Source organism: Pseudomonas syringae pv. coryli str. NCPPB 4273, assembly GCF_000972175.1.
Taxonomy (GTDB): Bacteria; Pseudomonadota; Gammaproteobacteria; order Pseudomonadales; family Pseudomonadaceae; genus Aquipseudomonas; species Aquipseudomonas syringae.
In genome coordinates this window covers 1-11,552 of sequence record NZ_AWQP01000020.1, presented here as the reverse complement: position 1 = coordinate 11,552, position 11,552 = coordinate 1, and the positions used below count along the sequence as shown (strand labels likewise).

The 11,552-nt window shown below is 60.4% G+C and carries 12 protein-coding genes; 9 read left to right on the top strand and 3 right to left on the bottom strand.

Annotation, left to right across the window (positions count from 1 at the left end; genetic code table 11):
• Positions 1 to 58 precede the first annotated feature (58 nt).
• Together P406_RS10155 and P406_RS10150 are read left to right on the top strand one after the other, a co-directional pair.
• Positions 59 to 346 (top strand): DUF2782 domain-containing protein, encoded by a 288-nt coding sequence (locus P406_RS10155; RefSeq protein ID WP_024693376.1) that lies wholly within the window; start codon positions 59 to 61, stop codon positions 344 to 346.
• 36 nt (positions 347 to 382) lie between these two features.
• Positions 383 to 1,333 carry a homoserine kinase gene (locus P406_RS10150; RefSeq protein ID WP_046236109.1) on the top strand — a complete coding sequence of 317 codons (951 nt, stop codon included), beginning with the start codon at positions 383 to 385 and terminating at the stop codon, positions 1,331 to 1,333.
• A 221-nt stretch (positions 1,334 to 1,554) separates the two neighbouring features.
• Here the strand turns inward: P406_RS10150 and znuA are convergent, their stop codons facing one another.
• The gene (gene znuA, locus P406_RS10145) at positions 1,555 to 2,496 is read right to left on the bottom strand and encodes a zinc ABC transporter substrate-binding protein ZnuA (protein ID WP_082100762.1); all 942 of its coding nucleotides are present in this window, start codon (positions 2,494 to 2,496) and stop codon (positions 1,555 to 1,557) included.
• A gap of 67 nt (positions 2,497 to 2,563) precedes the next feature.
• Here znuA and P406_RS10140 point away from each other — a divergent pair, with 67 nt between their 5' ends.
• From P406_RS10140 to P406_RS10125, 4 genes are read left to right on the top strand one after another with little or no spacing between them, the layout of a single operon-like run.
• On the top strand, positions 2,564 to 3,046 hold the full coding sequence (locus P406_RS10140; protein WP_003425978.1) for a Fur family transcriptional regulator: 483 nt from the start codon (positions 2,564 to 2,566) through the stop codon (positions 3,044 to 3,046).
• A complete protein-coding gene (gene znuC / locus P406_RS10135) occupies positions 3,046 to 3,831 on the top strand; it encodes a zinc ABC transporter ATP-binding protein ZnuC (protein WP_046236107.1) in 786 nt (261 codons plus the stop codon). The genes P406_RS10140 and znuC overlap by 1 nt, the downstream gene beginning before the upstream one ends.
• On the top strand, positions 3,824 to 4,612 hold the full coding sequence (gene znuB, locus P406_RS10130; protein WP_046236106.1) for a zinc ABC transporter permease subunit ZnuB: 789 nt from the start codon (positions 3,824 to 3,826) through the stop codon (positions 4,610 to 4,612). The genes znuC and znuB overlap by 8 nt, the downstream gene beginning before the upstream one ends.
• 38 nt (positions 4,613 to 4,650) lie before the next feature.
• Complete coding sequence (locus P406_RS10125; protein WP_003414093.1) at positions 4,651 to 5,367, top strand: PA5502 family lipoprotein; 717 nt, start codon at positions 4,651 to 4,653, stop codon at positions 5,365 to 5,367.
• A 179-nt stretch (positions 5,368 to 5,546) separates the two neighbouring features.
• Here the strand turns inward: P406_RS10125 and katE are convergent, their stop codons facing one another.
• On the bottom strand, positions 5,547 to 7,697 hold the full coding sequence (katE, locus tag P406_RS10120; RefSeq protein ID WP_046236105.1) for a catalase HPII: 2,151 nt from the start codon (positions 7,695 to 7,697) through the stop codon (positions 5,547 to 5,549).
• Between the two features lie 307 nt (positions 7,698 to 8,004).
• Between katE and P406_RS10115 the strand changes: the two genes are divergently transcribed.
• From P406_RS10115 to P406_RS10105, 3 genes are read left to right on the top strand one after another with little or no spacing between them, the layout of a single operon-like run.
• Positions 8,005 to 9,012, top strand: coding sequence for a methionine ABC transporter ATP-binding protein (locus P406_RS10115; RefSeq protein ID WP_003317372.1), 1,008 nt, complete (start codon positions 8,005 to 8,007; stop codon positions 9,010 to 9,012).
• Entirely contained in the window at positions 9,012 to 9,686 is a 675-nt protein-coding gene (locus tag P406_RS10110) for a methionine ABC transporter permease (protein ID WP_003317371.1), read from the top strand. Before P406_RS10115 ends, P406_RS10110 begins: the two co-directional genes overlap by 1 nt.
• Positions 9,687 to 9,737: 51 nt before the next feature.
• Positions 9,738 to 10,511, top strand: a complete 774-nt coding sequence (locus P406_RS10105; RefSeq protein ID WP_046236104.1) for a MetQ/NlpA family ABC transporter substrate-binding protein — start codon at positions 9,738 to 9,740, stop codon at positions 10,509 to 10,511.
• 247 nt (positions 10,512 to 10,758) lie between these two features.
• On the opposite strand, the gene P406_RS10100 is transcribed toward P406_RS10105, so the two are convergent.
• Entirely contained in the window at positions 10,759 to 11,391 is a 633-nt protein-coding gene (locus P406_RS10100) for an SCO family protein (RefSeq protein ID WP_046236103.1), read from the bottom strand.
• Between the last annotated feature and the right edge of the window lie 161 nt (positions 11,392 to 11,552).

Genomic DNA, 11,552 nt, shown 5'->3' with positions numbered 1-11,552 from the left:
TTCGGCGGGGTCGGCGCTAGAATGCGCGAACCATTGACGACAAAGGGACAAGGTTATCATGCGCAAGGTAAATCGACTGATATTGACCGGGCTGTTGGCCTTTTGCCCTTTGCTCGCTGTTGCAGCAGAAGATCCACCTTCTGCGGCGCCGGACGTTACTATTCGCACTGACGGTGACAGAACCATTCAGGAATACCGCCAGAACGGCTTTCTGTATGCGGTTAAAATCACCCCGAAACACGGCAAACCCTATTTTCTGGTGCGCGCCGATGGTACAAGCCCCAATTTCATTCGTTCGGACCAACCGGACATGCTGATCCCGCAGTGGGAAATATTCAGCTGGTAGCACCCTACATTCACTTCAATCGTTGGCAGTCCTGATATGTCCGTTTTTACCCCTCTGGCTCGGCCCGAGCTGGAAACATTTCTCGCCCCTTACGGGCTCGGCCGTCTGCTTGACTATCAGGGCATCGCTGCCGGTAGTGAAAACACCAATTACTTCATCAGCCTGGAGCAGGGCGAGTTCGTGCTGACGCTGGTCGAGCGCGGCCCGGTTCAGGAGATGCCGTTCTTCATCGAACTGCTCGACGTGCTGCATGAAGCCGATCTGCCAGTGCCTTATGCGCTGCGCACCACCGACGGTCGGGCGCTGCGCGAGCTGGCAGACAAACCGGCGCTGTTGCAGCCGCGTCTGCCGGGCAAGCACATCAGCGAGCCGAACACCCAGCACTGCGTGCAGATTGGTGAGTTGCTGGCCAACCTGCATCTGGCAACCCGCGGGCAGATCGTCGAGCGCAAGACTGATCGCGGTCTGGATTGGATGCTGAGCGAGGGGCGCAATTTTCTGTCGCACCTGGGCGAGACTCAGCGAGCGCTGCTTGAAAAGAGCCTTCAGGAAATCGAGGCGTTCAAGCCGCAGATCATGGCGCTGCCGCGCGCCAACCTGCATGCCGACCTGTTTCGCGACAACGTACTGTTCGAAGGGACGCACCTGACCGGGTTGATCGATTTCTACAATGCCTGCTCGGGTCCGATGTTGTACGACCTGGCGATTGCCCTGAACGATTGGTGTTCCCGGGAAAACGGTCAGCTCGACGCTGTTCGCGCGCGCGCCTTGCTGGGTGCCTATGCGGGCTTGCGACCGTTCACGGCTGCGGAGTCGAAGCTGTGGGCGATCATGTTGCGTATCGCTTGTGTGCGTTTCTGGCTGTCACGTTTGATCGCCGCCGAAACCTTCGCCGGGCAGGATGTGCTGATTCATGATCCTGCGGAGTTCGAGCGCCGTCTGGCCGAGCGCCAGGAAGCGCACATTGCATTGCCGTTTGCGCTCTGAGACCAGACCTGTCTCCGCGAGCCTGAGCTAGTTGGGCGGCTGACTATCGTTCCCATGCTCCGCGTGGGAATGCAGTTGGTGACGCTCTGCGTCGCAAGAGGACGCGGAGCATAGGCACGATAGTGTTATCCCTGATGACTATCGTTCCTCACGCTCCGCGTGGGAATGCAGTTCGTGACGCTCTGCGTCACACAGCAGTGCTGCTATGTGGGCGGTGGCAGTCAGAGACTGCTCAGGCAACCTGCCAAATCATCAGCCAGCTTTTGCAGTACTTGCTCGTAACCCTGCGCGGTGGCCGGGGTGTAGCCGCCCAGTCCGTCCAGTTCGGCCAGTTTGACCGGCAGGCCGGTGCTCAGGGTTTCGGCCAGGCGCGGGCGCAGGGGTGGTTCGCTGAATACGCAGGTCTTGCCTGCGGCTTTCAGGCGCTCGCGCATGGCGGCGACGTGCTGGGCGCCGGGCTGGATCTCGGCGGCGATGGCGAATACGCCGGCATGCTTGAGCCCATAGGCTTCTTCGAAATAATCGAAGGCCTCGTGGAACACGAAGTACGGCTTGCCTGCCACTGCGCTGACACGCTGCTTGATACGAGCGTCCAGCGTATCGAGACGTTTGCTGAAGGCCTCGGCATTGCTGGTGTAGCGTGTTGCATTGGCAGGGTCGGCAGCGCTCAGGTCAGCGGCCATTTTTGCGGCGATCACTCGCGCGTTGACGGTCGACAGCCACAGGTGCGAATCGAGACTGCCGGGACGGTGATCGTGGTCATGTTCGTCTGCGTCGTTGTCGTGATCATGCTCGTGGTCATCATGCGAGGCATTGTCTTCGCCAAAGTGACGCAAATGCATGCCCGGCAGTGTCTGTACGGCAACCGCAGGCAGTTTGCGGCCCTGAAGGACGCGTGGCAGGAAGGTTTCCATGTCCGGGCCGATCCAGTAGAGCAACTCGACTTCCTGTACACGCCGTACGTCGGATGGGCGCAGCGCGTAGTTATGCGGTGAGGCACCCGGTGGCAGAAGCACTTCCGGTGTACCGACGCCGTCCTGCACAGCGGCCGCAATCAGCTGCAGAGGCTTGATACTGGTCAGCACTCGGACCTCGGCCTGAGCAGGGGCGATGATCAGCAGGCTGACCCAGAAAACAGCAGCAAGATTTAAAAGACGGCGCACTCGAATCACTCATATCAGCCAGGAACGGGTAACATAATAACGTCTCTAGCCAATATCGTCGCTGCTCATGCCCAATACTCCCCTGGCCAGTCGCCCCCATGACCACTCTCACTGCGTGCATTCGGCCCTCGCCGAAGCTGATGCGCTGTGCGCCAAACAGGGTCTGCGCCTGACCACCTTGCGCCGTCGCGTGCTGGAACTGGTCTGGCAAAGCCACAAGCCGCTGGGTGCTTACGACATCCTTGCAGTACTGAGTGATGAAGACGGTCGCCGTGCGGCCCCGCCAACCGTTTACCGTGCGCTGGATTTCCTCCTGGAAAACGGACTGGTGCACCGGATTGCCTCGCTCAACGCCTTCACTGGCTGCAACCACCCCACTCACGCGCATCAGGGCCAGTTCCTGATTTGCCGCCTGTGTCATGCGGCGATCGAGCTGCAGCACCCGGCCATCAGCAATGCCGTGGTCGATGCCGCCGCAGGCGTCGGCTTCGCGGTCGAAGGCCAGACGGTCGAGATCGTCGGCGTGTGCGCTGGCTGCAAGGCCGCTTGATGTCGGATGCATTGATACGTCTGGACAAGGTCGCCGTGACGCTTTCCGGGCAAAACGTTCTGGATGACATCCAGTTGAGCGTCAAACCCGGTGAGATCGTCACCCTGATCGGCCCCAACGGTGCCGGCAAGACCACGCTGGTGCGAGCGGTGCTGGGGCTGCTCAAGCCCGACTCCGGTAGCGTCTGGCGCAAGCCGAAGTTGCGTGTCGGCTACATGCCGCAAAAGCTGCATGTGGACCAGACGCTGCCGCTGTCGGTGCTGCGTTTCCTGCGCCTGGTTCCCGGTGTGGATCGCACGGCCGCAGCGTCGGCGCTGGAAGAAGTCGGCGCCGGAAAGGTCATCGACAGCCCGATTCAAGGCATTTCCGGCGGCGAGATGCAGCGTGTTCTGCTGGCCCGCGCATTGTTGCGTAAGCCTGAGTTGCTGGTCCTCGACGAACCGGTGCAGGGTGTCGATGTGGCTGGACAGGCCGAGCTGTACAGCCTGATTACCCGGCTGCGCGACCGCCACCAGTGCGGCGTGCTGATGGTTTCCCATGATCTGCATCTGGTCATGAGCACCACCGATCAGGTGGTGTGCCTGAACCGCCACGTCTGCTGCTCCGGGCATCCCGAGCAGGTCAGCCATGACCCGGCCTTTGTCGAGCTGTTCGGCAACAATGCGCAGAGCCTGGCGATTTATCACCACCATCACGACCACGCCCATGATCTGCATGGCGCGGTGGTGAATGACGCTGCGACCTCTCACACTCACGTTCACGGAGACAGCTGCAAGCATGGCTGATTTTCTACTGTATGCCTTGCTCGCAGGCGTTGCTCTGGCCGTGGTCGCTGGCCCGCTGGGATCATTCGTGGTCTGGCGGCGCATGGCGTATTTCGGCGACACACTGTCCCACGCCGCGCTGCTCGGCGTCGCACTGGGCTTCCTGCTGGATATCAGCCCGACCATCGCGGTGACGGTCGGCTGCCTGCTGCTGGCGGTGTTGCTGGTCACGTTGCAGCAGCGTCAGCCGCTGGCTTCGGACACGCTGCTGGGGATTCTGGCGCCAAGCACCTTGTCGCTGGGGCTGGTGGTGCTCAGTTTCATGCACGAAGTGCGCATCGACCTGATGGCCTACCTGTTCGGCGATCTGCTGGCTATCAGTCCGGTTGATCTGGGCTGGATTCTGGGCGGCAGCACGTTGGTGCTGGTGCTGATCGTCGCGCTGTGGCGCCCACTGCTGGCAATGACTGTGCATGAAGAGCTGGCGCGGGTTGAAGGCCTGCCGGTTGCTACACTGCGCATGACGTTGATGCTGCTGATCGCCGTGGTGATCGCGGTCGCGATGAAAATCGTCGGTGTTCTGCTGATTACGTCGCTGTTGATCATCCCGGCGGCTGCGGCACAGCGTCACGCCCGTTCGCCGGAGCAAATGGCGCTGGGCGCGAGCCTGTTGGGCGTGATAGCCGTGTGTGCCGGGCTATCATTGTCCTGGTTCAAGGACACCCCTGCCGGACCGTCTATAGTGGTATCCGCTGCGGCGTTGTTCTTGCTCAGCTTTGTTCTACCCAGGCGAGCGGTGTAGACTTGCTCGTTTTTTGCGCAAACTAGAGAATCGCAGGAATGAAGCCGTTCGCCCCACGCTATCTGCTGCTTGTCGCATTTTCCATCCTGCTGGGTGCCTGCCAGAGTGCGCCCACTGTCGAGACGCCTGCCTCCGAGGCTCAGCCTGACGCGTTCGCTCAGCTCGAGCAGAACATCGCCGGCAATGAGCTGGCAACCGCCGAGGACCAATTGGCGGCGTTGCAGGCGGCCAATCCTGCCGACATCCGTCTGGAGCCTTTTCAGCGTCGTCTGGCCGAAGCCTATCTGAGCCGTAGCCAGATCAGCCTGCAGAAGGGTGACATGAACGCGGCGGCCTCTGCGCTGAGCCGTGCACGCGCCCTGATGCCCAAGGCACCGGCGCTGACCAGCGGCGTCAACGGCGCCATTGCCCATGCGCGCAAGGCCGAGCTGGAAAAAGCCGAAGCGGATTTGAAGGCGGCCGAGGCCAGAAGGGTTGCCAAGCTGATTGATCCGTCGGCAGAAAGCACGACGATTGAACTCAAGATCGGCGATATGCGTGCACTACGTCGCCAACTGGACGATATCGCAGCCGATACCGTAGCGTTCAACTGCGAAGTGCTGATGGTGGTGCCGCGCACCGAAGACTATCCGTGGCTGGCGACGTTGCTGACCAAGCGAGTGGTCAAGACCAATCCGGATTTCGAACTGCAATTGCGTCGCCAGATCGAGCGCAATGAAAAAGCGCAGATCATCCTGACACCAGCCAAGTCCTGAGTCGATCCTTCAAAGCGGACACAGAGCGTCCAGAACTGCATTCCCACGCGGAGCGTGAGGAACGAGAAGTGTTCGGGAGTATAAGCGGGGGGGGGGAGAGAGCGTAAAAGCGGACGCAGAGGGTCCGGAGAGGCGCCCCCACGCCGGAGCGTGGGAGCGATACGCGTAGCAGCGTCAGATCAAGCCGGAACAGCCTTGGCTTTCACTTCACGATCCCACACACGGTGCTGAGCAATCGCGTGGAAGAACGGTTTGAACGATTTGCTATCGGATACCTCCAGCAGGCCCGCATCTTCTTCCAGGCGTAGCAGACTCAGCAGCTCTTTGGCTTCCCCGGCAAAGGAGATGGCCTTGAGGTGCTTGTAGGCTTCGAGGATGAAGTGCAATGCCACGCCGTCGCCTTTCAGCGCTTCGATCGAAGCCTTGCCACCCGGTACGAAGACTGCGTCGAACGCGACCGAAGGCAGGCCTTCAGCCGATGCGTCCACTGGCAGGCTCTTGCCGTCAGCCGTCTTGACCGGTGCGGAGGTCGGGCCCAATACCTTGGCGTGTGCGCCTTCGGCAGTCAGCTCGGCTTTCATGGCTTCGACCGCTTTACCGTCGACGCCGTCAGCCACCAGAATGGCAACCTTGCGCGAAACGATATCGCCAGACAGCAGGTTGACCTGGCTCAGCGCAGGCGACTCTTTAACCGAAGTCTGACGCGCTGGTACGGTACCGGCAGTCGGTGCTGGCAAGCCGAGGTTGGCGGCTACACGCTTGGCCAGCTCGAGATCGATGTTGGCCAGAATCTCGTTGACCTGACGGGCACGAATGTACTCGCGCTCGACCTTGCCCAACTCGAAGCTGTAGGCCGCGATGATGTGCTCTTTCTCGTGGTGGCTCATGCTCTGGAAGAACAGGGTGGCCTGCGAGAAGTGGTCGCCGAACGATTCGCTGCGCTCACGCACCTTGTGCGCTTCAACACGCTCAGGGTAGGTCTCGAAGCCGCCATTTTCTGCAGCAGGAGGGGTTTCTTTCGGCCAGCCGCCATCGATCGAGTTCGGCTCGTAGGAAGCGCGGCCCTTGTCGATAGTGGTGCGATGCTGTGCGTCACGCTGACCGTTGTGGTTCGGCGCAATCGGACGGTTGATCGGGATTTCGTGGAAGTTCGGTCCACCCAGACGGCTGATCTGCGTGTCGGTGTAGGAAAACAGACGACCTTGCAGCAGCGGATCGTTGGAGAAATCGATACCCGGCACGATGTGGCCAGGGCAGAAGGCAACCTGCTCGGTCTCGGCGAAATAGTTGTCCGGGTTACGGTTCAGGACCATCTTGCCCAGCGGGGTGACCGGCACGAGTTCTTCCGGGATGATCTTGGTCGGATCGAGCAGGTCGAAGTCGAACTTGTGCTCATCTTCCTCGGCAACGATCTGTACACCCAGTTCCCATTCCGGGTAGTCGCCCATCTCGATGGACTCCCACAGGTCGCGGCGGTGGAAGTCGGTGTCCTTGCCGGCGAGCTTCTGCGCTTCGTCCCAGACCAGCGAGCAGACGCCGAACTTGGGCTTCCAGTGGAACTTCACGAAGCTCGACTCACCTTCGGTGTTGATGAAGCGGAAGGTGTGGATACCAAAGCCCTGCATGGTGCGCAGGCTTTTCGGGATCGCACGGTCGGACATGGTCCACAGCACCATGTGCGCGGATTCCGGCACCAGCGAGACGAAGTCCCAGAAAGTGTCGTGCGCCGAGCCGCCAGTCGGGATTTCGTTGTGCGGCTCGGGTTTCACCGCGTGCACGAAGTCAGGAAACTTGATCGCGTCCTGAATGAAGAACACCGGCATGTTGTTGCCCACCAGGTCGAAGTTGCCTTCGTCGGTGTAGAGCTTGACGGCAAAGCCACGCACGTCACGCACGGTATCGCCCGAGCCGCGTGGGCCCTGAACGGTGGAGAAACGCACGAAGACCGGAGTCTTCTTGCCCGGATCACGCAGGAAGCCTGCTTTACTCAGGGCGCCATGGTCTTCGTAAGTCTGGAAATAACCATGTGCTGCAGTACCGCGGGCGTGAACGATACGCTCCGGAATACGCTCATGGTCAAAGTGCGTGATCTTTTCACGCATGATGAAGTCTTCGAGCAGCGACGGGCCGCGGTTGCCGACTTTCAGGGTGTTCTGGTTATCGGAAATCTTGACGCCGTGGTTGGTGCGCAGGGCTTGCTGGGTGGCGTCCGAGCGAAACTGCTCGAGACTTTCCAGCTTCTCGTTGGTATTGCCACGGTCCAGGGTGTCGGTGCCTGCCATTTCGCTCTTGGGCGTTTGGGTTACAGGTGGTGCGTTCTTGCTAGCCATCAGAGACTCCTTATCTCGCCCCAATCATTGAGTTGGGTTCGCTGATTACGACTTCCCTGGCGTAAGCGGGAAATCACGGTATCCAAGAAGTGACCGGAGCTAAAAACAGCCGTTCCTTTTATTTTCCGCATACGCTCACCAACGGTCGTGTTATGCCCATTGCACAGGACAGCCGGTAAATAAATGCTAAGCACAGCGGGCCGGACAGGCTAAAATGCGCGCCCGGCTTTATCCGGCCGAGGTAACGAAGCAGGTGGCGCTCTAGCCACTGCGCTGATTTTTTAACGCGCCCCACAAGGTTCGCTCCGTGATCGAGTTTCATAACGTCCACAAAACCTATCGGGTGGCAGGCAAGGAAATACCGGCCCTGCACCCCACCAGCCTGCGCGTCGACAGCGGCCAGGTGTTCGGCATCATCGGCCACTCCGGCGCGGGCAAAAGTACCCTGCTGCGCCTGATCAACCGCCTGGAAACCCCGAGTGGTGGACAGATCGTGGTCGATGGCGAAGACGTCACTGCGCTCGATGCCAACGGCCTGCGCCGCTTCCGCCAACAGGTCGGGATGATTTTTCAGCACTTCAATCTGCTGGCGTCCAAAACCGTGGCCGACAACGTCGCCATGCCGCTGACCCTGGCAGGCGATATGCCGCGCAAGCAGATCGACCAGCGCGTGGCCGAGTTGCTGGAGCGGGTCGGCCTGTCCGATCACGCCAAAAAGTACCCGGCACAACTGTCGGGCGGCCAGAAGCAGCGCGTCGGCATAGCCCGCGCACTGGCTACCAAACCCAAAATCCTGCTGTGCGATGAAGCCACCAGCGCACTGGACCCGCAGACCACTGCGTCGGTCTTGCAACTGCTGGCCGAGATTAATCGTGAGCTGAAGCTGACCATCGTGCTCATCACCCATGAAATGGACGTGATTCGTCGCGTCTGCGATCAGGTGGCCGTGATGGACGCCGGGGTGATCGTCGAGCACGGCAGGGTCGCTGATGTGTTTCTGCATCCACAACACCCGACCACCAGGCGCTTTGTGCAGGAAGACGAGCAGGTCGACGAGAACGAGCAGCGTGACGACTTCGCTCACGTTCAAGGCCGTATCGTGCGTCTGACGTTTCAGGGCGAGGCCACCTACGCGCCGTTGCTCGGTACGGTGGCGCGGGAAACCGGCGTCGATTACAGCATCCTCGCCGGTCGTATCGACCGCATCAAGGACACCCCTTACGGGCAGTTGACGCTGGCCATCACCGGCGGCGACATGGACGCCGCCTTCGCGCGCTTCACCGCCGCTGATGTTCATATGGAGGTGCTGCGCTGATGGACGCTTTCCTGAACCTGTTTTCCAATGTCGACTGGTACGAGATCTGGGTGGCCACTGGCGACACGCTGATCATGCTCGGTGTATCGCTCGGTTTCACCATCCTGCTCGGCCTGCCGCTGGGCGTGCTGATGTTTCTCACCTCGCCGCGTCAGTTGCTGGAGCACAAGCAGCTGTATGCCACGGTCGGGGTGATCGTCAACATGCTGCGCGCGCTGCCGTTCATCATCCTGCTGATCGTGATGATGCCGCTGACCGAGATCATTACCGGCACCTCACTGGGCATCCTCGGCACGTTGCCGCCGCTGATCGCCGGCGCCACGCCGTTCTTTGCGCGTCTGGTAGAGACAGCCTTGCGCGAGGTGGACCGCGGTATCATCGAAGCCACGCAGGCCATGGGCGCAACGACTCGGCAGATCATCGTCAAGGCGCTGCTGCCCGAAGCGCGGCCGGGCATTCTGGCAGCGATCACGGTGACCGCCATTGCGCTGGTGTCGTTCACGGCCATGGCCGGTGCCGTGGGCGCTGGCGGGTTGGGCGACCTGGCGATTCGTTATGGTTATCAACGCTTCCAGAACGATGTGATGTTCGTGACGGTCGTATTGTTGCTGGTGCTGGTGCAGATTCTGCAGACCATCGGCGACAGACTGGTCGCGCATTTCACACATCGTTGATCGAACCCGTTGGTATCGGCCCGTCTCGCACGGGCCCAAAGGAGTTGTTGCATGAAAAAACTATTGGCCATATTCGCCGCTGTCACTGCCTTGTCCGCGCAAGCCAACGAAACCCTGACCGTCGCGGCCTCTGCCGTGCCACACGCCGAGATCCTCGAGTTCGTCAAACCGACCCTGGCCAAAGAAGGCGTGGATTTGAACATCAAGGTGTTCAATGACTACATTCAGCCTAACGTGCAGGTGTCGCAGAACCGTATGGACGCGAACTTCTTCCAGCACCAGCCATATCTGGATGAGTTCAACAAGGGCAAAGGTACTGATCTGGTGGCCGTGGCCAAGGTGCACATCGAGCCTTTCGGCGCTTACTCGGACAAGCTCAAGACGCTGGCAGACCTGCCCAATGGCGCCAACGTCGCGCTGCCCAATGACGCCACCAACGAAGGCCGCGCCTTGCTGCTGTTGGCCAAGGCCGGTCTGATCACCCTGAAGGAGCCGGACAACATTCTGTCCAAGCCTTCGGATGTCGTGAATAACCCGAAAGACCTGAAATTCCGTGAGCTGGAAGCGGCCACGCTGCCCCGCGTACTGACTCAGGTCGATCTGGCGCTGATCAACACCAACTACGCTTTGAGCGCCAAGCTCGATCCGACCAAGGACGCGCTGATCATCGAAGGTGCCGATTCGCCCTACGCGAACATTCTGGTGGCCCGCCCGGACAACAAGGACTCGGACGCGATGAAGAAGCTGGTCGCCGCCTTGCAGAGCCCGGAAGTGAAAACGTTCCTGGCCGAAAAGTACAAAGGCGCTGTGGTTCCGGCGTTCTGATCTGATCGCAACCTGCGGTTCTCGCGCCAATGCTCTGCGTCCCTTGCGACGCAGAGCATCGGGGACTGCGTTCTGGAACGCTCTATCGCTCCCACGCTCTGCGCTCATAGTTATACATGCGTGTCGTGGGAGCGAGCTTGCTCGCGAAGAGGCCGGTAAAGCCTCCAGAAAATAGAGCGTTTGGACCAAGTCTTCGTGAGCAACGCGGATCGCTGCCCCGGTCACTCTCGCAGGAATCTCACAGGTCCTAATCCCTTTCCAGCATTCCCGGCAGTTGCTTCACCAGCTTCTGGTTGTTCAGCGGTGCGCGGATAAAGCCTCGCTGGGTACCGTCCGGGCCGATCAGGGCCAGGTTACCGCTGTGATCGACGAAGTAGTTCGGTTTACTGGTGTCTGCGGGAATGAACGGAATGCTCACCGCATTGGCCAGTGTCTGAATATCAGCGACAGGTGCCGTCAGGCCGATGTACTGCGGATCGAAGTAGCCCAGGTACTGCTTGAGCTGCTGCGCCGTGTCGCGGTTCGGGTCGACGCTGACCAGTACCACCCGCATACGCTTGACTGTCTCTTCGGGCAGCTCGGTCCTGATCTGTTTGATCTGCGCCAGCGTCGTGGGGCAGATGTCCGGGCAGAAGGTGTAGCCGAAGAACATCAGCGTCCATTGGTCTTTCAAGCCATCAAGCGCTATAGCCGCGCCGTTCTGGTCGGTCATGCTCAGGGCCGGCAATTGGCGGCTTTTGGGGAGCAGCACAATACCCGCGTCGTTGAGCGCCGCCTGGTCCTGGGAGCTGCGGCCAGGCAGCACCTGACTGAGGATCACGCCCAGAATCAGGGCGACGATGGCGGCAGCAATGAAAACGGCTTTCTGGGTACGGGTCATGGTGTCAGCGCGAGTCGTGATCGGCGTAAGGCCGGGGATGATGGCCTATATTGCGCACCGAGCCTAGGCTCTGTACGAAAAGTGGCTGCGCATCGGTGATGCTTCGTTAAAAACAGGCTCGGATGCGAGTCCAATCGGAATGCTCATTTACAACACGTAGA